The following is a 26486-nucleotide window of genomic DNA, read 5'->3' on the forward strand; positions in this document are numbered from 1 at the left end:
ATAAATGCATGATTTTAGAACTGTCTTCCAATTATAAAATGCGTTTGCCAACCTGATTTTTCATTTAATCCAGGTAACGGATCGAAACCATGTGCAAAATCGATACCTAATAATCCAAATGCAGGCATAAATATACGAACACCTACTCCAGCTGAACGTTTTAGTTTAAACGGATTAAACTCGCTAAAATTGTCATAAGAATTACCCGCTTCTAAAAATCCTACTGTATAAATTGAAGCAGAGGGTTTATCTGTAATAGAGTAACGTAATTCTAACTGAAATTTATTATAAATAGCTCCTCCATCTAGAGAAGATATACGATTGTTCTCATAACCTCTTAAACCTATTGTTTCACGCCCATCCAATTGTCCTTGAGCAATACCATCACCACCAACGAAATATCTTTCAACCGGGGTTAAACCTAATTCATCATTATAAGAACCTAAATAACCCATCTCAAAATTAGACATTAATACTAACTTATTAGCTAAAGAAGTATACCATTTACCTTTTGCAGAAATTTTGTAGTACTCTAACCACTTATATTTATCAGCTAAATAAGCTTGACGCTCATCAGGTGTTGGATTTGTTGGTTCAGTATAGTCTTTTCCGTTTACTAATGAGTAAGGGAAAGTAGCTTTAGCTTTTATTGTAAATTCAGAACCGTAAGTAGGGAAAATTAAACTAGGTCCAGCTGAATTACGACTCAGTGCAAATGTATATGCCAAATTATTTAAATCTCCTTGACTAAGTATATTGTTTGAAGAACCTACTCTATATCCGTAATCTTGCAACTCAATTCTTTGGTAACTAATGTTTTGAGAAAGTGTAAAATAATCATCAGGCCACTTTAAACGCTTTCCTAAACCTATAGATGCACCAATAATACTTAAACTTTCATCTTTGTTTACATCATAAGTTGTGTAATCAAAACGGTACTGGTTTGATAAGTATACAGAAAAAGATAATGATTGTGGTGTTTTACCTCCTAACCATGGTTCTGTAAAAGAGAAACTATAGGTATTGTATGTTCTACTAGCTTGTAAACGTAAAGATAGCTTTTGTCCGTCTCCCATAGGAAGAGGTTTGTAAGCTTCTTTGTTGAAAATGTTTCTAACAGAGAAGTTGTTAAAAGACAACCCTAAGGTACCAATAAAGGAACCACCACCATAACCACCTTGTAATTCAATTTGACTACCTCCTTTTTCAACTACAGAAAAATCTATATCTGCTGTTTTATTTTGGTAATCTGGCTTAACATCTGGAGTTACATTTGTATCAAAGAAACCTAATTGTCCTATTTCACGAATAGATCTAATAATGTTTTGGCGACTAAATAAGTCACCAGGCTTAACACGTAGTTCTCTGTAGATTACATGGTCGTTTGTTTTATCATTTCCTGTCACTGTAACTTTCTTTATAGTTGCAGGTTCATCTTCTCTAATACGGACTTCAACTGTAATAGAGTCATTTTCTACTTTAGTTTCTACAGCATTTACTTGAGAAAATAAGAAACCGTTATTATGATATAATGTTTGAATGTCTTGAGAAGTAGGTGTACCGTCTCCAGAAATACGTTCTTTTAAAACTTTTCCGTTATAAATATCTCCTTTATCAATTCGTAAAATGTTACTTAAGAATTCATCAGTATATTCTTTATTACCAATAAAAATTATTTCGTCAAAACGGTATTGACGGCCTTCTTCAACCTCAATTTCAAGGTTTATGGTGTTGTCATCATTCCAAACTACTTTATCAGATAAAATTCTAGCATCACGATATCCATTTTCGCTGTACTTTTCAAGAATACTTTTTAAATCTTCTTTGTAATCATCTAAAATATATTTAGATGCTTTCCAAAAACGACCAAAAATTTTACGTTTGGTGTTTTTCATAGCACCTCGTAAAGAAGCGTCTGACATAGCTTCATTACCAGTAAAATTAATTTCTTTAATTTTTATACGGTCACCTCTGTCAATAAAAATAGCCATGCTAACAGTATTAACATCAGAAGTGTCTCTTTTTGTGTCTAGTGAAACTTTTGTTTTTAAGAAACCTTTATCAGTATATTTCTTTTTAATAAAGTTACGAGTGGTTACAATAAGGTTGTCTGTAACCATAGCTCCTTTTTTTAATTCAGTTTCTTTTTTAATCTCTTTAATTTGTGATTTTTTTACTCCTGAAATAGTAACAGTAGTTAACTGAGGTAATTCAGTTACATCAAATTGAAGGTACACAGTTTCACCATCACGTTTAGATAAGTATACATCTACCTCACTAAACTGCTTACTTTCATATAACTTTTTAATAGCACTCGTAAGTTTGTCACCAGGTAACTTAATTGGTTGACCTTCTACTAAACCAGTATATATTCTTACTGTTTGTTCACTAAATTTTTGTAAGCCAGTTACGGTTATACCCCCTAAAATATACTCTTTTCCTTTTTCGTAGGAAATAACATTTGAAGTTATACTGTCTTTAGGAGTTGTGTCTTGCGCTTGAGTACTCACCGCAAAAAGGGTGATAAAAAATACTAGTAAATACGAATATTTATTCATTGGTTTCAATCTGTTCACTGGTTTTTCCAAATCTTCTTTCTCTGTTTTGATAATCAATTATTGCATCATAAAGATGTTCTTTTCTGTAGTCAGGCCATAATACATCTGTAAAATACAGCTCAGCATAAGCCATTTGCCAAAGTAAATAATTGCTTATTCTTTGTTCCCCACTTGTACGTATCATTAAATCAACGTCGGGCAAATTAAACGTATATAAATGATTATTTATAATTTTCTCGTTAATTTTTTCAATTTCTATTTCGTTATTAACAACTTTTTTTGAAATGTTTTTGATTGCATTAACAATTTCTTCTCTTGAACCATAGCTTAAAGCAAAGGTTAAAGTAATTTTTGTATTGTTTTTAGTTGCATCAATAACTTTGTTTAATACTTTTTGAGCATTGCTTGGTAAATTAGCTAAGTTACCAATAGCGTTAACTCTAACATTTTTACGTTGAAATTCGGGGAGTTCTTTTTTAAGGGTAGTTACAAGTAGGCTCATTAAAGCATCTACTTCCAACTTTGGACGGTTCCAGTTTTCGGTAGAAAAAGCATATAGAGTTAAAAACTCTATACCCAGTTCAGAAGCTGTGTCAGCAGTTTCTCTAATGGCAGTTAAAGCATTTCTATGTCCAAAAACACGTTGCATCCCTTTACCTTTCGCCCATCTACCATTACCATCCATAATTATAGCAATGTGGTTTGGTACTTTTTGTAAGTTAATGCGCTGTAGTTTTTCTTCCATAATTATTCTGCTATTCCACCAAAACAAGGCGGTCTTCCAAAGGTATATACAATAGAAACTCCTGAGAATACATACCAGTCGTTTCCATTACCTCCAAAGTCTAATGAGTTTATTCTATCTGTTGTAAAATCTATATCGTCTACAAATGTAAATCGTACACCTGTTTCAAATGCGATAGCAAAATTATCTGCTAACCTTCCTTTAAGTCCTATACCTACAGGTACAGTGTAAGAAAATTTATTTTTTAAAAGAATTGTATTACTAGAAGAAGTTGGTTCTGGGCTTTTATAATTAAAAGCAGCAACTTCTGCTAAGATGTATGGAGTGAATGTAGTTCTGTAATCGTTGATATTGTAATCAAAGAAATTAAATTCTACTCCAGCAGCAAACTCATGAATAGTATTTGAGAAGCTAATACCTCTATTTTGACGAAAAGCATTATCGGCATCATTATCGTTACCAGAAACAGGAATATAAGTATATGTTCCTCTTAAGGCAATTCTAGGGTTTAAATTGTATTTGTATACAAGTCCGCCTGAAAACTCATTAGGTTGTATATAGTTGGTGCTACCAATGTCACCAACATAGTTAGAACCACCGGCAAAAAAACCAATTTCGTGTGTTTGTGATTGTAATGGTGTTACTACACAAGCCAATAATATTAATAAAATAAGTCCTCTCATTGTAAAATAGCGTGCAAATATAGGGAATTGAATTTGCTTTAAAAAGTTAATAATCCGTCTTTTTGATTAACTTTTTTTTTACGTTTTTATTGTAATTACTATCGTTATAACGATTCATTTCGTACATCTTCTCCCCATAAAAGTTTCCCACGCAAGGTATTCAAATAAGATTGATTTTTTGGTAAAACACTTTTTATGGTAAATGGAGCTTTTTGTATTTTTATTTTAGTATCCAATGGAACTGTCGTAATTCGAGAATCTAAGGAGATTAAAAAATCTTTTTCTCTAGCACTAACTTCCAGAAGAATATCAGTATCATCAGGAATTACCATTGGGCGCGCATTTAAATTATGCGGTGCAATAGGAGTAATAACAAAACTTTTTGAATTTGGTAAAATAACAGGTCCATCACAGCTAAGCGAATAACCTGTAGAACCCGTTGGAGTTGCTATAATTAATCCATCAGCCCAATAATTTGTTAAATACTCTGTGTTTAATGAGGTTTTAATACCAATCATAGAAGTCGTATTTCTTCTAGCAATAGTAACTTCATTAAGTGCAAAGTTAAGTTCGGTAAAATCTTCTGTAGCAGGAGATGTTTCTATTTGTAATAAAGAACGTTCTTGAAGTGTGTACTCTTTTTTTAGCATTAAGTTAATTGCTTCTTCAATCTGGTCTTTTTGAATCGTAGCCAAAAAACCTAAACGTCCAGTGTTAATACCCATAATAGGAATATCTAAATCTCTAATGTAGGTAACAGCTCTTAAAATAGTACCATCTCCGCCAATGGTAAACATCACATCAAAAGTATTTGATAAGTCATTAAAGTGTGTGTAGGTGGGGTACTTTTTGTTAAGCGAATTATTTTCAACAAATAAATTATAGAACTGTTGTTCAAAAAAAACAACAATGTTATGTTTTTCTAAAATGGTTAAAAGAATTTTTACTTCTTTCTCTGCAAGTGTGGTATAAGCTTGACCGTAAATAGCGACTTTTTTCACTTCTGGAGTTTTGTTTGGTTATTGAAAAAATTACATATCTAAGTACTTTCTTAGATAGGCAGCTCTATCTTTTAGTTCTTCTAAATAAAAATCATCTTCATGTTGAGTGATAACATTGTAACCGTACCTGCGAAATGTTTGAATGATTTCATTTATCTCTTCTGAAACAATTTTAAGAGTAACTTCAATACTATTTATATTTTCAGAAGAAATGTATGCGCCTAATAGCTTGCCATTACTAGCTTCAACTATTTGTGCTACTTGACTCATAGAATAATCTGTTTTATTCTTATCAATAATCAAAGTGTCACTTTCGTTGTGTAAAAAAGGGCTGTTTGCAAAAGCATCTAAAATATCACTTAATTCATAATAGCCTACATAATGCAAGTTCTTATCAAGAACAGGAATTAAATTCGAATCATTATCAGCAAACAAAGCAATTAAATCGAGTAAAGTAGCATTTTCATTTGTGTAAAAATGATCTAATAAGTACGAATACTCTCTAAGTGTACGATTTTTATTTTCTATAGTCTGAATGTCACTTTCAGGCAAACAACCTACCAGTCTGTTGTTTTCAACAACAGGAATATGGGTTATAGGCAAATCATTACACAGACTTTGAGCGCTTTTTACAGTGCTGTTTAGTGAGAGTGCTTTAATTTCTTTTAATATAAAATCGTTGATTTTCATTACTACGAATATAGTTTAAAATGTTGGAATGCGTTACCTTTGTAGCCTAATTTTATAGCATGACAAAGTTAAGTGTTAATATTAATAAAATAGCTACACTTCGTAATTCTAGAGGTGGAAACGTACCTAATTTACTAAAAGTAGCAGCCGATATACAAGATTTTGGGGCAGAAGGAATCACAATTCACCCAAGACCAGATGAACGTCATATTCGTTATCAAGACGCTTATGATTTAAAATCAATTGTAACAACTGAATATAATATTGAGGGAAATCCAATTGATAAGTTTAAGCAAATGGTGTTAGAAATTAAGCCAACGCAAGTAACATTGGTTCCTGATAGTGTAGATCAACTTACGTCTAATGCTGGTTGGGATACTATAACACATCAATCGTATTTAAAAGATGTGATTGCTGAGTTTAAAGAAGCAGGAATTAGAACATCAATTTTTATTGATACAGATTTAAAACTAATTGAAGCTGCTGCAAAAACAGGAGCAGATAGAGTTGAGTTGTATACTGAAGAATTTGCAACGCAGTACGAAAAAGGAAATAAAGAAGCTGTAAAAGTGTACGCAGAAGCAGCTATATTGGCAAATGAAGTAGGGCTAGGAGTTAATGCAGGTCATGATTTAAGTTTAGATAATATTCAATTTTTTAAACAAAATATTCCTTATTTGGCTGAAGTGTCTATAGGACATGCATTAATTTCAGAAAGTTTGTATTTAGGTCTAGAAAATGTAGTGAATATGTATTTACATCGTTTGCAATAACTATGGAAGTATTATACTCAAAAATAATTGGAGAAGGACAGCCGTTACTTATTTTGCATGGATATTTTGGTATGGGTGATAATTGGAAATCACATGCTAATAAATTTGCAGAAGACGGTTTTGAAGTGCATTTAATAGATCAACGAAATCATGGACGAAGCTTCCATGCAGATGCTTTTGATTATGAATTGTTAGTTGGTGATTTGTACAATTATATTCAACATCATAATCTAGAAAAAGTAGATTTGTTAGGGCATTCCATGGGTGGGAAAACAGTAATGCTGTTCGCAACCGAATATCCTGAGTTAGTAAATAAACTAATTGTTGCAGATATTTCACCAAGAATGTATCCGCCACATCATCACGAGATTTTAGCAGCTCTAAACTCTGTAGATTTTTCAGTGCAAACCTCACGTAAGTTGGTAGACGAAAAACTGGCTGAGTTAATTCCAGAAAAAGGAATTCGTCAATTTTTAGCCAAAAACGTTTATAGAAAAACAAAAGATGAATTAGCATTTCGTTTTAACTTAAAATCGTTAACAGAAAATAACAGTGAGGTAGGGGTAGCGTTACCTTCTTTTACGGTTTTTGAAGGAGATACGTTGTTTTTACGTGGAGCAAATTCAGGATATATTTCAAAAGAAGATGAGCCGTTAATTCAAGCACACTTTCCAAAAGCAGTAGTAAAAACTGTAGCCAATGCTGGGCACTGGCTACATGCTGAAAATCCAAAGGATTTTTATAAAGAAGCTATAACTTTTCTAAAATAAAAAGCGAGGAGGAATTTGTTAATCCCTAGTCCCTCGCTTAAAATACTCGCCCCCCGGCGAAAAACAAAAAATGTATTAAGGGAAATCACTGTTTATTTCATTAATCAAGCTATTTATATTGCTATCTATAGCTTGTTGGTCTTTCATATAGCTGTGGAAAACAACTACAATAGCTTTTTCAATAGTTAAATTTTTTCTTTTACCAGAATATACCTTTTGTATAGTTTCTAAAGAAAAATTATGACCATTCTTGCTTAAGTAGTTTTTTACCTTTTCACGGTATTTAGGTGGTTTTATTTTTTCTAATTCTTTTCGTTGTATAGCAGTTATCATAAAAACTCAAATTGTTTTTTAGAAGTTGATAGCACTTTTTAATTTATATTTGTACGTATCCTGTACTTATTACGAAGTAAAAATACAAACAAAAATCTAAATACGAAAACAAAATTAAATAAAATTTAGAAAAAAGTTATTTTTCAATGAGCGATTTTGTAGATGAAACTTATAAGAGAGTAGAAGAAATAATTAACTATAAAAGGTTAAATATTAGGTCTTTTGAGGAGATTATTGATGTGTCTAACAATTCTATTGGAACAGCAATAAGAAGAAAATCGTCATTTAAAAGTAATGTGTTAAACAAAATTCTACATTCTTTTCCAGAGATAAATCCAACTTGGTTGCTTACGGGTAAAGAGGAAATGTTTCTTAACAATATAGATAAAGCTAATGAGCCTGCGTCTAAATATAACTTGTTAGATATAAAAAGCAAGGTAAAAGATAATCTAATACATTTATTGTTAGAAGACAAAGAAGTAAAAGAGGCGATAGCAACTCAAGTTTCAGAAGTCTTAAGGAAATAAAAACTTAACGGTTACTTTAAAAACTAACCTTTATTTTCAGTTAAACTCTCCAAAGCATAATACAATCTATTTTGCGCGTTGTCTTGCGAACCAAAGATAGAACGATATACTTCACTGTCAGGAGTTAACAATATCCATTGTGGTGTTCCTTCCGAGTTAAAAAAATCATACATTTTATGATTGTTGTCTATATAAATAGGAAAAGGGAGTTCGTTTATAGTAAAAATACTTAGAATATCATCTTTAGTAACATTGTTACTGCTAAAATTACTATGAATACCAATAACTTCAATATCCTTGTAGGTTTGTTTAAATTTATAAGCTAATGGAATAGCTCTTCCTGTACAACCTAAACAAGCATTGTTGTAAAACAATAATAATAGAATTTTGTTAGCATACTTTTCAAGTAAATCAACTTCATTTTGATTAAAGTCGGTAACTTTTATTGAGGTTACAATTTTGCTAGTATCCATTTTAGGTTTTTAATTGAAGTTTTTAGCAAAGTTATTTAAAAAGAAGAAGCTTTTAATTCTCTACAAGCTAAAAACATTCTTTAGCTTGTAGAGTTAAGTTTGTTACTGTAGGTTTTTGCCTAGTGTGTATACTTTATTTAACCACAAATTTCTTTGTTCTATGGTTGAATCTTTTACTACTGATAGGAAAGTGGTTTTAACAGGTTTAATACCACAAAACTCTAATGTTCCTTTTTTAAACTGTCTAATAGCAGGTCTTTTCATAAAAAGATAATCATACCAACTAGGTGTGTCCGAAGTTATAATGAGTCGAGAGGTTTTACCTTTTAAAAGCTTTTCAGGAAAAGGTTTTTCTTCAACAGGCTGAAAAGTAATTCCTGGTAAAAAAGCTCTGTCAATAAAACCTTTCATTATTGCAGGGTAGCCTGCCCACCAAATAGGAAAAACCCAAACAATATGATCGGCTTTTTTAATTTTAGCCAAAGAGGCTAATAAATCAGGTTCAAGTTCAGTTCTTTTTCGGTAACCATATTTAAGAGTTGGGTTAAAGTTTAAATCAGCAATAGTAATTTCTTCAATTGTAGCGTCAGTTTCCAAAGCACCTTTTTTGTAAGAAGCGGCTAGTGCATGGTTAAAACTTTCTTTATCAGGATGTCCGTTTATTAATAAAATGTTCTTCATAATATAGTTAAGATTATGAAGCAAAGTACGGGTGGTTTTAGAAGTCTAAAAAGGACAATTGTCTAATAAAAAACCGATTTTCTAATTCGGCTCAAATGTCGTTGTGTAATTCCTAAATAAGAAGCAAGGTATTGCAGTGGTATGGTTTGTAAATAGCTAGGGTGTGTTTCTAGTAATTTTTTATAACGGTTTTCAGCGCTTTCATTTTGTAACACAAAAATTCTGTTTTCAAGATTTATATATTCTTGCTCAGCAAATATTTTAAAAAGACGTAACCAATTAGTACTTGAATTTTCTAGGGCTACAAATTGCTCTTTGGAGATGCTGTATAGTTCTGCATCGGTTAATGCTTGGATATTCTCGTTTGTTTTTGTTTGAGAAATAAAAGACGAGTAAGCGGTAACAAACGAGTTTTCTGATAATAAACAATAGGTAGCTTCTTTTTCGTCAGACGAATGATAAAAGGATCTAAAAATACCTGAAGCTATAAAAGCAACTTCTTTACAAGTATTTCCTTCTTGTATAAAAAAATCACCTTTGTTAAGTTTTTTATACCTAACTAAATTTACAAAGTTGTCTATTTCTTCTTCGGAAAGAATGTTGTAGGAAGCTAAGTGTTTTTTAAGCATTTTGTATGGATTAACAAGTAGTTTAATTGTTTTTTACAGCAGAAATTATGATGAAAATAGGTCTTCTCATTTCATCTTTCATTTCTGGGTATTTTTCCAAAACAAGTTCAGAAGGTTTTGGTTCAGAAATTTCTTGAATATCAAAGCCCGATTTAATTACTGTATTAATTATAGTTTCTAAGGTTCGGTGATATTTAATTACTTCATGTCCTAGAAAATTAGTTTTTCTTTCTCCTTCGTCTTGATAGTTGTCTAAAGGCCAATGCAATCGATTTTCATTTTTATCTAAAAACCAATCCTGTTCTGGTTTTGATGTAAAAGCTGGATGCTCTAGTGAAAATATAAAGTTGCCTCCTTTTTTTAAGGTTTTATTGATCTTTTTAAAAACAGGGTTTAAATCTTTTAAGTAGTGGAATGCAAGTGAACTAATAACAATATCAAATTCTTCAGGTTTAAAATCAATATCTTCAATTGCCATTTGTAGATATTTAATAGCCAGGTTTTTTGAGCTTTCTATGGCTTTATCAATCATTTTTTTTGATAAATCTACTCCAGTTACATTTTTTGCACCTTGTTGTTTAGCATACATACAATGCCATCCATAGCCACAACCAAGATCAAGTACATTTTTGTCTTGAAAATCAGGTAACATTTTTTTAAAAACTTCCCATTCGCCAGCTGAATTTAAACCATCAATTGAACGAGGCATTTTGCTGTAACTTTCAAAAAAGTCATTATCATCATATCTGTTTTGTTTCATCTTTATAATACTACACTTTCTATTTTGCAAAAAAATTATGAATAACAAAGTTAGCTAGTTTATTGGAAGTATCAAACGGAAGACTTATAAACCTGTCAAAACAGCAGGTTTCTGTTTTGGTATGGTTGTGGTAAAGTATATGAAGTGTTACGAATTAATAGTTTCAGTGAAAAAGAGTAAATTTATAATTCATAACCAATTAAATAAAAAAGAAAAATGAAAACATTTTTAAAGGTATTGTTAACGGCATTAGCAGTAATTGTATTGGCAAATATTTTACCAGGAGTAACGGTAGCTAGTTATACAACCGCAGTAATTGTGGCAGTAGTAATTGCTTTGTTAAACCTATTTGTGCGTCCGCTGTTAGTGTTTTTTACATTACCAGCAACGATTGTTACGCTAGGGTTGTTCCTATTTGTAATTAATGCAGTAATTATATTGTTGGCAGATAAATTAGTGTCGGGGTTTGCAGTTAGCGGATTTTTTACAGCACTCTTGTTCAGTGTATTGCTGTCAATTTTCAGATCATTACTATTTTCGCTATTAAAAGAAGGAGACGAATAAGTAACCTAAAACATTAAAAACTAGAAAATAAGGGAAGTAAAAAAGATAATATTCTTATAGCTAAAAGTCTTGGTTATCAATAAATAAAGTAGTAATTTTGCACCCGATTTTTTAAGAAACAGATTTTTAAGATGAATATAACAAAAGAAAACGTAGATGCATTAAATGCAGTTGTAAAAGTTGATATTGTTGCAGAAGATTATCAAGATAAAGTAACAAAAGTATTAAACGATTACCGTAAATCAGCGAACATTCCTGGGTTTAGAAAAGGTCATGTACCAATGGGAATGGTAAAGAAGCAATACGGAAAATCAGTAATGATTGATGAGGTAAACAAGCTTTTACAAGAGTCGTTAAACAAATTCTTAGTTGAAGAGAAGTTAGATATCTTAGGTAATCCATTACCAAGAGTTCAAGAAGATTTCAATTGGGATGCTGATAAATTCTCTTTTGAGTTCGAATTAGGATTAGCTCCTGAGTTCGATGTAAACTTAAAGCCAAAAAGCAAAGTAACTCAATATAACATTGTTGCTACTGACGAGTTAATCGAAAAAGAAGTTGAAAACATTCAATCTCGTTACGGTAAAATGTCAGCTAAAGAAGAAGCTACAGAGGAAACTAACGTTACTGGTACTTTCGTAAACGAAGAGAAAGAAATCAACAAAAAATCTACAATTTCTGTAAAAGATATTAAAGGAAAAACAAACTTAAAGAAGTTTGTAGGTGCTAAAGTTGGAGACGTTTTAGAATTAAAAACTAAAAACTTATTCGAAGATGAGCACAAGTTACAAGGAGCTTTAGGTGTATCTCACGATGAGGTTCACGACTTAGATATTCCAGTAACATTTACTATTGAAGAGATTACTGAGATAGAACCAGCAGAATTAGATCAAGAGTTATTTGATAAGTTATTTGCTGATGGAAGCGTAAAAACTGTAACTGAATTAAAAGATAAAATTAAAGAAGACGCAGAAAAGCAATTCCAACAACAAGCAGATCAACAATTGTTAAACGCAATTACTGAAAACTTAGTTGATAACACAAAGTTTGATTTACCAGTTGAATTCTTACAAAAGTGGTTACAAACTGCAGGAGAAAAAGAATTAACTGCTGAAGAAGCTGTTGAAGAATATAACAAGTCTGAAAAAGGATTACGTTACCAATTAATCGAAGGAAAGATTATGAAGGATAACGATATTAAATTAGACTATGCAGAGTTAGTAGACTATGCAAAAGGATTTATTAGAGCTCAAATGGCTCAATTTGGAAACATGAATCCAGAAGAAAAAGAGTTAGATGATATCGCGGGAAGAATCTTACAAAATCAAGACGAAGCTCAAAAATTACAATCTCAATTAATAAGCCAAAAATTATTAGCTTTTTATAAAGAAAACATGAGCTTTGATACAAAAGAAGTTTCTTACGAAGATTTCATTAAAGAAGTATACAAGTAATAGTTAATTACTAAAATTATAAATAAAAACCTGAATGCACATTCAGGTTTTTTTAGCCATTAACTGTAACAAAATACTAACGAAATAGTTCTTATATTTACATCTTTATAACCCAAAAACATTTTAAAAATGGATTACGGAAAAGAGTTCGAAAAATACGCAACAAAGCACCACGGAATAAATAGCAATTACTTAGGAAAAATAACAAGTAGTTTAACTCCATATATTATGGAAGAGCGCCAAATGAACATTACTCAAATGGATGTTTTTTCTCGTTTAATGATGGATAGAATTATTTTTTTGGGCACTGGAATTAATGACCAAGTAGCCAATGTAATTCAAGCACAATTATTGTTTTTAGAAAGTGTAGACGCATCAAAAGATATTTCAATTTACATTAATTCACCAGGAGGAGGAGTTTATGCTGGTTTGGGTATTTACGATACTATGCAATTTATTAAACCAGATGTAGCAACAATTTGTACAGGTATGGCTGCTTCAATGGGAGCTGTGTTAATGTGTGCAGGAGAAAAAGGAAAACGTTCAGCGTTACCACACTCTCGTATTATGATTCACCAACCATTAGGTGGAGCACAAGGACAAGCTTCTGATATTGAAATTACAGCTCGTGAAATTTTAAAATTAAAAGATGAGTTGTACCAAATAATATCAAAGCACTCAGGTCAAACAGTAGAAAAAGTAAATCAAGATTCTGATAGAGATTATTGGATGAAAGCCGAAGAAGCAAAAGCTTACGGTATGGTAGACGAAATTTTAACTAGAAAATAATAAAACAGCTAATAGCAGTGAGCTGTTGGCAATAAGCTGATAAGATGTCGAAAGAAGAAAATTTACAATGTTCCTTTTGTGGGCGTAAAAAACCAGAAACCGATTTATTAATCGCAGGTTTAGATGCACATATATGTGATAAATGTATAGAGCAAGCTCATGGAATAGTAGAAGAGGAAATAGCTGAAGCTAAAACAAGTGATTTATCAAAAGATCTTACCTTAAAAAAGCCAAGAGAAATTAAAGCTTTTTTAGATGAATATATCATAGGACAAGATCAAACTAAAAGAGCTATGTCTGTAGCAGTATACAATCACTATAAAAGATTGTTACAAACTAGAGATGATGAAGATGAGGTAGAGATTGAAAAATCAAACATCGTTTTAGTAGGAGAAACAGGAACAGGAAAAACCTTAGTAGCTCGTACAATTGCAAGAATGCTAAACGTACCATTTTCTATTGTAGATGCTACCGTGTTAACACAAGCAGGTTATGTAGGGGAAGATGTTGAAAGTATCTTAAGTCGTTTGTTACAAGCAGCCGATTATGATGTTGAAAAAGCTGAAAGAGGTATTGTATTTATTGATGAAATAGATAAGATAGCTCGTAAAGGAGACAACCCATCAATTACACGTGATGTTTCTGGTGAGGGAGTGCAACAAGCTTTACTGAAACTATTAGAAGGAGCAGTTGTAAATGTAGCTCCTAAAGGAGGAAGAAAACATCCTGAGCAAAAGTTTATTGAAGTAAATACCAAAGATATTTTATTTATTGCCGGAGGAGCTTTTTCTGGAATAGATAGATTTATTAGCAAGCGTTTAAATATGCAAGCGGTTGGTTATAGTGCTTCGGTAGAAGAAGATAAAATAGATCACGATAACTTATTACAATACATCACACCTTTAGATTTAAAATCTTTTGGTTTGATACCAGAAATTATTGGTCGTTTACCAGTATTAAGTTATATGAATCCGTTAGATGAAAAAACACTTAGAGCTATTTTAACAGAGCCTAAAAACTCAATTATAAAACAGTATACTAAGTTGTTTTCAATGGATGATGTTGAGTTTACAATGACCGAAGAGGCATTACAGTTTATTGTTAATAAAGCAGTAGAATACAAGTTAGGAGCACGTGGATTACGTTCGTTATGTGAAGCTATCTTAACAGATGCAATGTTTGATATGCCAAGTTCTGATGAAAAAGAATTTAAGGTAACAAAAGAATATGCAGAGTCGAAATTAACAAAGTCAGCATTAAAGAAATTAAGAGCAGCATCTTAAAAATATTTACTGAGAGAAATAAAAAAGCCATCAAATTTTGATGGCTTTTTTATTTTATAAACTAAGGTGTTATTCTGCTTTATGAAGCTTACTATATTGCTGTATCCATTTAGTAATTTCTTCATCTTTAATGTCATACTTATACATAAGATCTTCTCTTATCTGCTTTAAGTATTTTTCGTTTAAAACACTTTTTTCATATTCAGAAATAACTAGTTGCTTAAAGCTTTCAGCATACTTTTGTACAGGTTTTTTAACCTCTTTAGGCTCATCTTCTGTAGTTTCAGTTTCTACAATCTTTTTTTCTGCCTGTTCTACAACAATCTCTTCTGTAACCTTATTGTCAGCAACAACACCATTACTTGTCGCATAAGTGGTTTTTTCGTCTTTATACCATCCTTGAGGAATGTTAGCTAATTGCTCTTCACTAACAATAATAGTTTTAATCTTGTTACCTGTAACATCCATACTTTCTAAGTTAGGGCAGTTTGATACGTCTAACGTAGTAAGTTGATTGTAACTAGCATATAAGCTTTGAATATTTGGGTTTTCACCAAGTATTAAAGAGGTTAATTTGTTATAATCGCAACTTATATAGGTTAAGTTATGATTCTTACTAACATCTAAGCGCTCAATTTTGTTTTCACTACAGTTTAAGAAACTTATTGAAGAGCTTTGAGATAAATCAATCTTTTTAATCTCGTTACCAAAACAATCCAAACGTCTTAAATTAGGAAAACTTTCTAAACCAGTTAAATCTTTAATTTTTGAATAAACATTAGGTAAGTCTTTGTTTGTAACAGGATCATTAACATTTAAGTTAGTAACATATTCAGCATCACTAATTGTAATACTACCGTTTAAACCGTTAGAGTCAATTTTTAAATTGATTAAACATTCCTCTAAACCAATATCAGGAATTCGAATAGTTTCTTGTGAATAAATGTTAAATGCAAAAAGTGTTGCAAAACAAAGGGGGATAATTGTTTTCATCATAAGGGGAATTTTTGCCAAAATTATGTAATTATATGTTTTTTGCAAATTAAATTTGCCAAGAGTTTTATAACAATAAGCTAACTTTTAAAACTAGTAGTATATTTGTTAGCCGTATTTTTATAGTATATGATAACCCAACAAACCATAGATAGAGTTTTTGAGAGCGCCCGAGTAGAGGAAGTGATAGGAGAATTCGTGCAATTAAAAAAGTCGGGAAGTAACTTTAAAGGCTTAAGTCCTTTTACAGACGAACGTACCCCTTCGTTTATGGTATCGCCAGTAAAACAAATCTGGAAAGACTTTAGTACAGGAAAAGGAGGAAATGCAATTTCATTTTTAATGGAACACGAGCATTATACTTATCCTGAAGCGATACGTTGGTTAGCCAAAAAATATAATATTGAAATAGAAGAAACCGAGCAGTCTGATGAGCAAAAGCAGCAAATGAATGAACGAGAAAGTATGTTTTTGGTTTCAAAATTTGCTAAAGATTACTTTCATGATGTATTAATGAATACACAAAACGGAAGAGCAATCGGGTTGTCTTATTTCAAAGAAAGAGGATTTAGAGAAGACACTATTGAAAAATTCGATTTAGGATACTGTAAAGATGAATGGGATAATTTCACTAAGGCAGCGCTGGCTAAAGGTTATGATTTAAAATACTTAAAATCTACTGGTTTAACAATAGTAAAAGAAGGAGGAACAGAAGATAGAAAGTTTGATCGATTTAAAGGGCGTGTGATGTTTCCTATTCATAGTATGTCTGGACGTATTTTAGGTTTTGGGGGTAGAATACTTACTAACGATAAAAAGGCTGCAAAATACCTAAATTCACCTGAGAGTGACATCTATCACAAGAGTAAAATCCTTTACGGACTTTATCAAGCTAAAAAAGAAATAGCTAAAGAAGATAATTGCTTTTTAGTAGAAGGATATACCGATGTAATTTCGTTTCACCAATCTGGTATTGAAAATGTAGTAGCGTCTTCAGGTACTGCATTAACACCTGATCAAATCCGCTTAGTAAACCGATTAACACAAAACATAACCGTACTTTTTGATGGTGATGCAGCAGGAATTAGAGCATCAATTCGAGGAATTGATTTAATTCTTGAGCAAGGAATGAACGTAAGGGTAGTGGCTTTTCCTGAGGGAGAAGATCCTGATAGTTTTGCCAAAGCGCATTCTAATGTTGAATTAAAACAGTATTTAGAAGAGAAGTCACAGGACTTTATAGAGTTTAAAGTTTCTTTATTAATGAAGGAAGCAGCGAACGACCCTGTTAAAAAAGCAGGATTAATTAGAGATATTGTTACGAGTATTTCTAAAATTCCTGATGGTATTCAACGAGAAGTGTATGTGCAAGAATGTGCACGTATTATGGATATTTCTGAAAGAGTACTATTTAGTGAGCTTGCACAGTTGCTGAAAAAAGGAGCGACAGCAACGAGAAAGAGCAGTGTAGGACAAGACCCTAATCAACCACCTCCAGAATATTTTCAAGAGCAAGGACAAGCTTCAATGGAAGCTATAAAAGGAGGAAAAGGGAAGTTGCAACAAAACATCAATCAATTAAATATCCTTGAAAAAGAAGTTATAAGGATATTGTTACTGTATGGTAACGAGATTGTTGATTTTGTAAACTGGGTAGATGCAGTTGATGAAAGAGGGCGTCCATTTTTAGAAAAAGAAGAATATCAAAACACGGTATCAAATGAGTTGTATTTAAACTTACAAGAAGACGAAATAGAGTTTACCAATGAAATATTTAGATTAACTTATTATGAGTTAATTCATCAATTAAATCAAGATGAAAAAATAAAAGTAGATCATTTGGTAATGCATGAAAATCCTCAAATATCTAGTTTAGTAACTAATATTTTAATGGATGAAGAAAAGTACAATTTAAGCGATTGGGAGCGTAAAGAGGTTTTTGTAACAGAGACAGTTAAAATTCTTCCAAAGCTAGTTACCGATGCTATTTTAAACTTGCGTAGAGTTTTAATTGAAGAGAAAATTAAAGAGATTATGCAAGAAAGTCAAGAACAAAAAGCAGTTCCTAACCTAGAAGAAATCAGTAATTATACAGGATTAAAAAAGCGCCTTTTTGAAAAACTAAACCGTGTAATCTAAGGTTTATAAACTGCTAATTATTTAGAATTTTTAACATTCTTAACATTTTTTTGTAACTTTACCGGCGAAAAGAACAAGAAATTAAAGAAAAAATGAGAAAGTTGCTACAAATTCTAGAATTACTTAGGTTACTAGTTATATTACCTTTTAATATTTCTAACGGGCACAAAAAAAGTGCTTACCAAAAAATTAAACGACAAATGATGTCGGTTAATTTACTTTAAGTCTTTAGGGATTTCACAAATAGGAATAGGAATCATTTTATGCTGATTAATTCGGTTGAGACGAGTGTATATTTTATACACTTCTAACTCTCTACCAGAAAAATCATTTTCAGTTTTTCCTGTATCTTGCATTTCCATAGCCCATTCTAGTTCATCATATGAAGCTCCAATTTGGTCTTCGTCTGTTCTACTATCACCAAATAAACCATCAGTAGGTTGTGCTTTTTGAATAGATGTAGGAACATTTAAATGAGCTGCCAATTCATATACCTCTGACTTTACTAAGTCGGCAATTGGGCTTAAATCTACACCTCCATCACCATATTTTGTATAAAAACCTACACCAAAATCTTCTACTTTATTACCAGTACCTGTAACTAACAAACCATGTAAACCTGCAAAATAATATAAGGTTGTCATGCGTAAACGAGCGCGAGTATTTGCCAAAGCTAAGTCAACTTTAGCAGAAGACTCAACTTGAGGTACAACAGTTTTAAAATCTTCAAAAGTAGACGTTAAATTAACCTCCGCTTCACTCACGTTACTAAAACGTTCTCTCAATAATTTTATGTGCTCATTAGCTCTGCTTACTTGACTTTTAGCTTGATGAATTGGTAACTCAACACATAATGTTGGTAAACCAGTTTTTGCACATAAAGTTGAGGTAACAGCACTATCAATACCACCAGAAATTCCTACAACAAAACCATTCACTTTGGCATTAGTAGCATAATCTTTTAACCAATTTATAATATGTTCAGCAACCTTAGGAGTGTTCATTTTTGTGATATTTTAAGAGTTTACAGTTAAGTGGTAAAAACTAATTTAGTAATTTCGACGTTGTAATTTAGAATGTAAATATACTAAAGTTCATGAGAAAAATTTTAGCACTAGTTGCGTTAGTTTTTATAAACCTTTCATGTAAAAATGATGAAAGTAACAAGTTAGATGTAGATGTGTCTACGATTAACGTAAATGTTGATATTGACCGTTTTGATGTTGATTTTTATACGACTAAACAAAACGAATTAAATAAGGCAAAAGAAAAGTATCCAATGCTTTTTCCTCCTCAACCTGATAGTGTTTGGGTGAACAAGATTAATAATAAAGATGAACGAGAGTTATTTGCTGAAACTCAAAAGGTTTTTCCTGATATAGAAGAAGAAAAAGAGCAATTAATGTCACTTTTCAAGCATGTTAAATATTATAATCCAAGATTTGTAAGTCCTAAAGTGATTACTATGCTAACAAACATCGATTATAATAACAGAATTGTATATACGGATAGCTTACTGTTGATTTCTTTAGATTCTTATTTAGGAAAAGAACATGAGTTTTATAATGACTATCCAGCTTATGTGAAACAGAATAATACCAAAGAACACATCGTAGTTGATGTTGCTAAAGCTATTGTAGGTAAACAAATGTTACCTAGTATGGCAAGGAGTTTTATTGATAAAATGATTTACAGAGGGAAAAAAATGTATTTGTTAGATGCTTATTTACCAAATACATCAGATGCCTTGAAAATAGGATACTCACAAATAAAATTAGATTGGGCAGAGAGAAATGAAGAACAAATATGGATGTATTTTGTAGAAAAAGATTTGTTATACAGTACTGGCAAAGATGTTGATAAACGCTTTTTAGATTTAGCTCCTTTTTCTAAGTTTTATATGGAAGAGGATAGTCAATCTCCAGGAAGAATAGGAGAGTGGATTGGTTGGCAAATCGTACGTTCGTACATGCAAAAGAATGATGTATCTTTGCATAAATTATTACAAACAAGTGAAGAGGAAATCTTCAAAAACTCAAGATATAAACCAAAAAGATAATGGCGATAGAGCATACATCAAAAATAACATTTAAAGTAGGGTTAGACGAAAACAGAATTCCAGAAGAAATTACTTGGAACGCAGAAGACGGAGGTATAAAAGATGAAGCTTCAAAAGCAATTATGCTATCTGTTTGGGATCATAAACAAAAAGATACATTGCGTATGGATTTATGGACTAAAGATATGCCTGTAGATGAAATGAAGCAGTTTTTTCATCAAACCTTAGTGTCTATGGCAAACTCTTTTGAAAGAGCTACAAACGATGAAAAAATGAGTGCAACCATGCGTGATTTTTGTGACTACTTTGCTGAAAAATTAGAATTAATTCAGAAATAAAAAAAGCAGCTTTTAAAGCTGTTTTTTTTATGCATTGTAGTTTTTTATCCTATTAATGATGGTTTCGTAATCTTCAAGGTTATTAACAAAATCTAAATCAGAAACGTCAACAATTAGAATGTTTAAATCAGGTTGTGTTTTGATAAAGTTGCTATACCCATCATGGATTTTTTGTAGATAACTCGCTTCTATATTTTGCTCGTAATCACGCCCACGCTTTTTAATATTTTCTAGTAAGCGTTCTGTGTTTTGATATAAGTATACATACAAATCAGGCTTTGTGATTTCTTTGTACATTAAATCAAACATTTTTCTATACAACTTATATTCATCACTATGCAAGGTGACTTGTGCAAAAATGAGCGATTTAAAAATGTAGTAATCAGAAACAATAAAGTTTTTAAATAAATCAAACTGCGCTAAATCATCAGAAAGTTGCTGGTATCTATCAGCCAAAAAACTCATTTCTAAAGGAAAAGCATAGCGTTCATTGTCGTTATAAAACTTAGGTAAAAAAGGATTGTCTGCAAAACGCTCTAAGACAATTTTAGCATTAAATTCATCAGACATCATATTGGCTAATGATGTTTTACCAGCCCCAATATTACCTTCAATAGCGATATAATTATACTTCTCAGTAATAGGAATTGGTCTTTCTAATTTTATATCAAGCTTTGTAATTTCTGAAGTGTCTGCACAATTTTCCAAACAAATATATAAATGCTTTTTTTCTATTGGATGAATAACATTACGGGCAATTTCAACCAATGGAACTAAAGCGAATTTACGTTCTAACATCCTTGGATGTGGTACGATTAAGGTTTTAGAGAAGATAATTTCATCATCAAATAATAAAATATCTAAATCAATTAACCTATCAGAATATCCTTCAGAGTTTTTTCGAGTCCTTCCAAGCTCTTTTTCTATAGAAAGTAACCTAAGTATTAGTTGTTCTGGTGGTAAATATGTTGAAACTTTAATACAAGTGTTGTAAAAGTTATTGCTGTCAAACCCCCATGAAGCAGTTTCATATACAGACGCTACTTTTAATACAGCACCTACTTTATCGGCAATCAAGTTAATTGCTTGTTGAATATTATCAAGCTTATTACCTTGATTGGTTCCTATAGAAATATATGTAATTCGTTGTATTTTCATGAATGGGATGCAAAGAAAACTAAAACTAAAAAAACAAAAGCTAAAAAAAGATTTTTTATTTAAATAAATTTTTCAAAAAAGGGTAGGGTATTTTATTTTTCAACTGTTATAGTAGTGGATTTCTTTATAGAGTAAGATTTTTATATGATTATTGGGGAATGATCTGAAACAACTCTAAGTTAAAGGCTGCTAATTTTAGCAGCCTTTCTTCTTTTTAAGACGTATATAAAAACAAAAAAAAGCAACCTAATTAGGTTGCTTTTTTATATCTAAAAATTGAATCTTAAGACTCTTTTTTATCTTGTCTAGGTTTTCTATCATCACGACGATTATCGCGGTTACGATTATCACGACCTCTATTATCTCTGTTATTGTCTCTAGGTGGTCTAGCTACATAACCTTCAGGTTTAGGTAATAATGCCTTACGAGAAACTTTTTCTTTACGAGTTTTAGGATCAACACCAAAGTATTTTACATCAATAACATCACCAATGTTCACTACATCTGTAACGTTGTTTGTACGTTCCCAAGCTAACTCGCTAACGTGTAATAAAACTTCGTTTCCTGGAGCTTCTGTATATTCAACAACAGCACCAAAATCTAATATTTTTATAACTTTTACTTCGTATACAGAACCTTTTTCAGGTTTAAACATCATAGAGTCAATACGAGCTATAACTTTATCTATACCTTCTTGGTTTGTTCCTAAAATCTCAACGATTCCTTCTTCTGTAACAGGGTCTTCGTTAATAACAATCGTAGTCTCTGTTTCTTTTTGTAACTCTTGGATGTGTTTTCCACCAGGTCCAATAAATGCTCCAATTAAATCGTTAGGAATAACTCTATTCACCATTTTAGGTGCATGAGCTTTTACATCTTCGTTAGGAGTTTCAATAGTGTCAGTTAATTTCTCTAAGATGTGTAAACGACCATCACGAGCTTGTTTTAATGCATTTACTAAGATTTCATAAGATAATCCTTTAATCTTAATATCCATCTGACAAGCAGTAATACCGTCAGCAGTACCTGTTACTTTAAAGTCCATATCACCTAAGTGATCTTCATCACCTAAAATATCAGATAATACAGCATAACGATCACCATCAGAAATTAATCCCATTGCAATACCAGAAACTGGTTTTTTCATTTGAACACCAGCATCCATTAGTGCCATAGTACCAGAACAAACAGTTGCCATTGAAGATGAACCATTAGATTCTAATACTTCAGAAACAACACGAACAGTGTATGGACAATCTTCAGGAATCATTCCTTTTAAAGCTCTTTGAGCTAAGTTTCCGTGACCAATTTCACGACGAGACGTTCCTCTTAAAGGACGTGCTTCACCAGTTGAAAAAGGAGGGAAGTTATAGTGTAAGTAGAACTTTTCTTCACCTTGTAATGTTGGAGAGTCTACCATGTTAGCATCTCTAGAAGTACCTAAAGTTACAGTAGCTAATGCTTGAGTTTCTCCACGTGTAAAGATTGAAGAACCATGAGTTCTTGGTAAATAATCTACTTCACACCAAATAGGTCTAATATCAGTAGTTTTACGTCCGTCTAAACGTAAACCTTCGTTTAAAGTTAAATCTCTAACTGCAGCTTTTTGTGCTTTGTTAAAGTATTTTCCAACTAAATCTCCAAAGTCTTCTAATTCTTCTTCGGTAAACGTAGCGGTAATTTCTTCTTTGACTTCAGAAAAAGCTAAACCTCTTTCTTGTTTAGAAGTACCTTTTTTAGCAATATCATAACATTTTTGATATGCCGCATCGTGAATTTTTTGAGCTAATTCTTCATCTTCTCTTTCACCTTCATACTCACGAGTTTCTTTTTTACCTGCAGCTTCTGCTAAAGCAACTTGAGCAGCACATTGTACTTTAATCGCTTCGTGTGCAAACTTAATTGCGTCAGCCATTTCTTCTTCTGAAATTTCTTTCATTTCACCTTCTACCATAGCTACAGAGTCAGCAGAAGCACCAATCATCATATCAATGTCAGCCTCTTGTAATTGAGCATAACTTGGGTTGATGACAAATTCTCCGTTAATTCTTGCTACACGTACTTCAGAAATAGGTGTTTCAAAAGGGATGTCTGATAACTGAATAGCAGCTGATGCAGCTAAACCAGCTAAAGCATCTGGCATTACTTCTTCGTCATGAGACATTAATTGAATCATTACTTGAGTTTCAGCGTGATAATCTTTTGGGAAAAGTGGACGCAATACACGGTCTACTAAACGCATTGTTAAAATTTCTTCGTTTGAAGGGCGTGCCTCACGCTTCATAAATCCACCAGGGTAACGACCCGCAGCGGCAAATTTTTCACGGTAATCTACCGTTAATGGTAAAAAGTCAATACCTGGGTTTGCAGTTCTTGCTGATACAACTGTTGCTAATAACATTGTATCTCCCATTCTTACAACAACAGAACCATCTGCTTGTTTTGCTAATTTTCCTGTTTCTAATGTGATGGTTCTTCCATCTCCAAGCTCTATGACTTGGTTAAATACTTTTGGAATCATAAATTAATTCTTCTAAATTTTAATTCGTTTTTTTTGTTGTTGTGTTGTTGTTGCTCCAATGGAAAATCAAAATTGTTGTTAGTAATTTTGAGCTTTTTATATATAAATTTCTGGTTGTTAGTCAGAAATACTATTTAGTTTAAAATAAAAAAGAGGCACATTTATAGAGCCTCTTTTTCTGTAGAATTATTTTCTAATTCCTAATTCTTTAATAATCGCACGATATCTGTTGATTTCTTTTTTCTTAAGATAATCTAATAAGCTTCTACGCTTACCTACCATACGTACTAATGAACGCTCTGTGTTAAAATCTTTACGATTTCTTTTTAAGTGCTCAGTTAAATGGTTAATTCTGTGCGTAAATAACGCGATTTGTCCTTCAGCAGTACCAGTATCATTTGCTCCTTTACCGTGTTTTGCGAAGATTTGTTCTTTAACTTCTTTTGTTAAATACATGCCAATATTATTTAAATGATTATTATGTACTCAATGCTATTACATTGAAGTTGCAAATGTACGATTATTTTTTGGAATGATAACGAAAAAGTTAGAAAGCAAAAAAGCCAGCAAACGCTAGCTTTTTTGTTATGCTCTTACAGGTTGGTTTTGTATTAAATCTAAATATAGGTTTACCTGTTTTTTTAAGTCTTTTCGTTCGTAAATAGCATCTAAGAATCCATGTTCTAATAAAAATTCAGAACGTTGGAAACCTTCAGGTAAGTCCTTACCAGTTGTATCTTTTACTACACGTGGTCCTGCAAATCCAATTAAAGCATTTGGTTCTGCAATGTTAATGTCTCCTAACATGGCAAATGAAGCTGTGGTTCCTCCAGTAGTTGGATCGGTACATAAAGATATGTATGGAATTTTAGCTTCTGCTAATTGTGCTAGTTTTGCAGAAGTTTTGGCTAATTGCATTAAAGAAAGTAAGGCTTCTTGCATGCGAGCTCCTCCTGATTTGGAAATCATTAAAAAAGGAATATTGTTTTTGATAGAGTAATCAATAGCTCTTGCTATTTTTTCACCAACAACACTTCCCATAGATCCACCAATAAAAGCAAAATCCATCGACGCAATTACTAAATCTTTTCCCATTGATTTACCAACGGCAGCACGTGCAGCATCTTTTAAACCTGTTTTCTTCTGAGCTGCTTTTAGTTTTTCAGGATACTTTTTAGTGTCTTCAAATTTTAAAGGATCTTTAGCAGATAGTTTTGGATCTAACTCTTTGAAATTATTGTCATCAAAAAAGATTTCAAAGTACTCTTTACTACCTATACGTACGTGGTATCCGTCTTCTGGACTTACGTATAAATTCTTTTTTAATTCGTCGGTATCAATTATTTTTCCGCTAGGGGTTTTATACCACAAGCCTTTAGGCGTGTCTTTTTTTTCTTCTGTTGGGGTTTGAATCCCTTTGTCTGTACGTTTAAACCAAGCCATAATTTAGTTTTTTATTCTTTAGTTGTTTGGTTTTCCTTTTTCAAAGAATATTATAATGTATTCACATTATTTAAATCTTCAAAAGCTTTCTTTAATCTAGCTTTAAAAGTTTGTTCTCCTTCACGTAACCATTTGCGAGGATCGTAATATTTTTTATTAGGAACATCATCACCTTCTGGGTTACCTATTTGTGATTGCAAATATGCAGATTTTTCTTTCATATAATCACGAACACCTTCTGTAAATGCATATTGTAAATCTGTATCAATATTCATTTTAATAACCCCGTAGCTAATAGCCTCACGAATTTCTTCTAAAGTAGAACCAGATCCTCCATGGAATACAAAATCAATCGTATTATGAGGAACGTTATATTTTTCTGAAATATATTCTTGAGAGTTCTTTAATATTTTAGGAGTTAATTTTACATTCCCAGGTTTGTATACACCATGTACATTGCCAAAAGCAGCAGCGATTGTAAATTGCGAGCTTACTTTCATTAATTCTTCATAAGCGTATGCTACTTCTTCAGGTTGAGTATATAGTTTAGATACATCTACATCAGAGTTATCAACACCATCTTCTTCACCACCTGTAATCCCTAATTCAATTTCTAAAGTCATTCCCATTTTACTCATACGAGCAAGGTATTCTTTACAAATTTCGATGTTTTCTTGTATAGGTTCTTCACTTAAATCAATCATGTGAGAACTATATAAAGGTTTTCCCGTTTCCTTATAAAATTGCTCACTAGCATCTAATAAACCATCAATCCAAGGTAATAACTTTTTAGCAGCATGATCGGTATGTAAAATAACAGGAACTCCGTATGCTTCTGCTAATAAATGTATATGTTTTGCACCAGCTACCGCACCTGCAATAGCAGCTTTTTCGTTGTCGTTTGATAAGCCTTTACCTGCATTGAATTGAGCACCTCCATTTGAGAACTGGATTATTACAGGCGAGTTGAGTTCTTTAGCTGTTTCTAAAACAGTATTAATAGTGTTTGATCCTACAACATTAACAGCTGGTAATGCAAAGCCTTTTTGTTTTGCTAATTCAAAAATCTCTTGAACTTCTTTTCCGGTGGCAACTCCAGGTTTAATCATTTTTTATTTGTTT

27 protein-coding genes are annotated in these 26486 nt (G+C 31.9%); 10 read left to right on the plus strand and 17 right to left on the minus strand.

The window, feature by feature from the left end; translation table 11 throughout:
* Positions 1-14: 14 nt before the first annotated feature.
* The 5 genes from bamA to LCI24_RS02930 form a co-directional block, all read right to left on the minus strand.
* Positions 15-2558 (minus strand): outer membrane protein assembly factor BamA, encoded by a 2544-nt coding sequence (gene bamA, locus LCI24_RS02910; protein ID WP_274639090.1) that lies wholly within the window; start codon positions 2556-2558, stop codon positions 15-17.
* The gene (locus LCI24_RS02915; protein WP_274639091.1) at positions 2551-3303 is read right to left on the minus strand and encodes an isoprenyl transferase; all 753 of its coding nucleotides are present in this window, start codon (positions 3301-3303) and stop codon (positions 2551-2553) included. Before LCI24_RS02915 ends, bamA begins: the two co-directional genes overlap by 8 nt.
* Before the next feature lie 2 nt (positions 3304-3305).
* Positions 3306-3986, minus strand: coding sequence for a type IX secretion system protein PorG (porG, locus tag LCI24_RS02920; RefSeq protein ID WP_274639092.1), 681 nt, complete (start codon positions 3984-3986; stop codon positions 3306-3308).
* 104 nt (positions 3987-4090) lie between these two features.
* Complete coding sequence (locus LCI24_RS02925; RefSeq protein WP_274639093.1) at positions 4091-4987, minus strand: NAD kinase; 897 nt, start codon at positions 4985-4987, stop codon at positions 4091-4093.
* 30 nt (positions 4988-5017) lie between these two features.
* On the minus strand, positions 5018-5677 hold the full coding sequence (locus LCI24_RS02930; protein WP_274639094.1) for a CBS domain-containing protein: 660 nt from the start codon (positions 5675-5677) through the stop codon (positions 5018-5020).
* A gap of 59 nt (positions 5678-5736) precedes the next feature.
* On the opposite strand from LCI24_RS02930, the gene LCI24_RS02935 reads away from it, so the two are divergent.
* Both LCI24_RS02935 and LCI24_RS02940 read left to right on the plus strand, forming a co-directional pair.
* Complete coding sequence (locus tag LCI24_RS02935; RefSeq protein ID WP_274639095.1) at positions 5737-6450, plus strand: pyridoxine 5'-phosphate synthase; 714 nt, start codon at positions 5737-5739, stop codon at positions 6448-6450.
* 2 nt (positions 6451-6452) lie between these two features.
* The gene (locus tag LCI24_RS02940) at positions 6453-7220 is read left to right on the plus strand and encodes an alpha/beta fold hydrolase (protein WP_274639096.1); all 768 of its coding nucleotides are present in this window, start codon (positions 6453-6455) and stop codon (positions 7218-7220) included.
* Positions 7221-7295: 75 nt separating this feature from the next.
* Here the strand turns inward: LCI24_RS02940 and LCI24_RS02945 are convergent, their stop codons facing one another.
* Positions 7296-7553 carry a hypothetical protein gene (locus LCI24_RS02945; protein WP_274639097.1) on the minus strand — a complete coding sequence of 86 codons (258 nt, stop codon included), beginning with the start codon at positions 7551-7553 and terminating at the stop codon, positions 7296-7298.
* Positions 7554-7699: 146 nt separating this feature from the next.
* On the opposite strand from LCI24_RS02945, the gene LCI24_RS02950 reads away from it, so the two are divergent.
* Positions 7700-8080, plus strand: coding sequence for a hypothetical protein (locus tag LCI24_RS02950; protein WP_274639098.1), 381 nt, complete (start codon positions 7700-7702; stop codon positions 8078-8080).
* Positions 8081-8103: 23 nt separating this feature from the next.
* On the opposite strand, the gene LCI24_RS02955 is transcribed toward LCI24_RS02950, so the two are convergent.
* The 4 genes from LCI24_RS02955 to LCI24_RS02970 form a co-directional block, all read right to left on the minus strand.
* On the minus strand, positions 8104-8553 hold the full coding sequence (locus LCI24_RS02955) for a TlpA family protein disulfide reductase (protein ID WP_274639099.1): 450 nt from the start codon (positions 8551-8553) through the stop codon (positions 8104-8106).
* Positions 8554-8655: 102 nt separating this feature from the next.
* On the minus strand, positions 8656-9234 hold the full coding sequence (locus LCI24_RS02960; RefSeq protein ID WP_274639100.1) for an NAD(P)H-dependent oxidoreductase: 579 nt from the start codon (positions 9232-9234) through the stop codon (positions 8656-8658).
* 62 nt (positions 9235-9296) lie between these two features.
* On the minus strand, positions 9297-9863 hold the full coding sequence (locus tag LCI24_RS02965) for a Crp/Fnr family transcriptional regulator (protein ID WP_274639101.1): 567 nt from the start codon (positions 9861-9863) through the stop codon (positions 9297-9299).
* 22 nt (positions 9864-9885) lie between these two features.
* Complete coding sequence (locus tag LCI24_RS02970; RefSeq protein WP_274639102.1) at positions 9886-10623, minus strand: class I SAM-dependent methyltransferase; 738 nt, start codon at positions 10621-10623, stop codon at positions 9886-9888.
* A gap of 216 nt (positions 10624-10839) precedes the next feature.
* Here LCI24_RS02970 and LCI24_RS02975 point away from each other — a divergent pair, with 216 nt between their 5' ends.
* The 4 genes from LCI24_RS02975 (at position 10840) to clpX (ending at position 14713) form a co-directional block, all read left to right on the plus strand.
* Positions 10840-11187, plus strand: coding sequence for a phage holin family protein (locus tag LCI24_RS02975; protein WP_274639103.1), 348 nt, complete (start codon positions 10840-10842; stop codon positions 11185-11187).
* A gap of 131 nt (positions 11188-11318) precedes the next feature.
* A complete protein-coding gene (tig, locus tag LCI24_RS02980) occupies positions 11319-12641 on the plus strand; it encodes a trigger factor (RefSeq protein WP_274639104.1) in 1323 nt (440 codons plus the stop codon).
* 129 nt (positions 12642-12770) lie between these two features.
* Positions 12771-13430: an ATP-dependent Clp endopeptidase proteolytic subunit ClpP gene (clpP, locus tag LCI24_RS02985; protein ID WP_274639105.1), complete on the plus strand. Its 660-nt coding sequence runs from the start codon at positions 12771-12773 to the stop codon at positions 13428-13430.
* 44 nt (positions 13431-13474) lie between these two features.
* On the plus strand, positions 13475-14713 hold the full coding sequence (gene clpX / locus LCI24_RS02990) for an ATP-dependent Clp protease ATP-binding subunit ClpX (protein WP_274639106.1): 1239 nt from the start codon (positions 13475-13477) through the stop codon (positions 14711-14713).
* A gap of 69 nt (positions 14714-14782) precedes the next feature.
* Here clpX and LCI24_RS02995 read toward each other — a convergent pair whose 3' ends face one another.
* Entirely contained in the window at positions 14783-15709 is a 927-nt protein-coding gene (locus LCI24_RS02995) for a leucine-rich repeat domain-containing protein (RefSeq protein WP_274639107.1), read from the minus strand.
* Between the two features lie 126 nt (positions 15710-15835).
* Between LCI24_RS02995 and dnaG the strand changes: the two genes are divergently transcribed.
* Positions 15836-17845 carry a DNA primase gene (gene dnaG, locus LCI24_RS03000; protein ID WP_274639108.1) on the plus strand — a complete coding sequence of 670 codons (2010 nt, stop codon included), beginning with the start codon at positions 15836-15838 and terminating at the stop codon, positions 17843-17845.
* 215 nt (positions 17846-18060) lie between these two features.
* Here dnaG and nadE read toward each other — a convergent pair whose 3' ends face one another.
* Positions 18061-18849 (minus strand): NAD(+) synthase, encoded by a 789-nt coding sequence (gene nadE, locus LCI24_RS03005; RefSeq protein WP_274639109.1) that lies wholly within the window; start codon positions 18847-18849, stop codon positions 18061-18063.
* A gap of 92 nt (positions 18850-18941) precedes the next feature.
* On the opposite strand from nadE, the gene gldB reads away from it, so the two are divergent.
* Complete coding sequence (gldB, locus tag LCI24_RS03010; RefSeq protein WP_274639110.1) at positions 18942-19904, plus strand: gliding motility lipoprotein GldB; 963 nt, start codon at positions 18942-18944, stop codon at positions 19902-19904.
* The gene (gldC, locus tag LCI24_RS03015; protein ID WP_047788614.1) at positions 19904-20242 is read left to right on the plus strand and encodes a gliding motility protein GldC; all 339 of its coding nucleotides are present in this window, start codon (positions 19904-19906) and stop codon (positions 20240-20242) included. The genes gldB and gldC overlap by 1 nt, the downstream gene beginning before the upstream one ends.
* A gap of 27 nt (positions 20243-20269) precedes the next feature.
* Here the strand turns inward: gldC and folK are convergent, their stop codons facing one another.
* The 5 genes from folK to fbaA form a co-directional block, all read right to left on the minus strand.
* Positions 20270-21400: a 2-amino-4-hydroxy-6-hydroxymethyldihydropteridine diphosphokinase gene (folK, locus tag LCI24_RS03020; protein WP_274639111.1), complete on the minus strand. Its 1131-nt coding sequence runs from the start codon at positions 21398-21400 to the stop codon at positions 20270-20272.
* A gap of 283 nt (positions 21401-21683) precedes the next feature.
* Complete coding sequence (locus tag LCI24_RS03025) at positions 21684-23921, minus strand: polyribonucleotide nucleotidyltransferase (RefSeq protein WP_274639112.1); 2238 nt, start codon at positions 23919-23921, stop codon at positions 21684-21686.
* A gap of 186 nt (positions 23922-24107) precedes the next feature.
* Complete coding sequence (rpsO, locus tag LCI24_RS03030) at positions 24108-24377, minus strand: 30S ribosomal protein S15 (protein ID WP_133534815.1); 270 nt, start codon at positions 24375-24377, stop codon at positions 24108-24110.
* A 129-nt stretch (positions 24378-24506) separates the two neighbouring features.
* Positions 24507-25364, minus strand: coding sequence for an acetyl-CoA carboxylase, carboxyltransferase subunit beta (gene accD, locus LCI24_RS03035; RefSeq protein ID WP_274639113.1), 858 nt, complete (start codon positions 25362-25364; stop codon positions 24507-24509).
* 50 nt (positions 25365-25414) lie between these two features.
* Positions 25415-26473 carry a class II fructose-bisphosphate aldolase gene (gene fbaA / locus LCI24_RS03040; RefSeq protein ID WP_274639114.1) on the minus strand — a complete coding sequence of 353 codons (1059 nt, stop codon included), beginning with the start codon at positions 26471-26473 and terminating at the stop codon, positions 25415-25417.
* Between the last annotated feature and the right edge of the window lie 13 nt (positions 26474-26486).

It is taken from the genome of Tenacibaculum larymnensis (assembly GCF_028829235.1).
GTDB lineage: Bacteria > Bacteroidota > Bacteroidia > Flavobacteriales > Flavobacteriaceae > Polaribacter > Polaribacter larymnensis.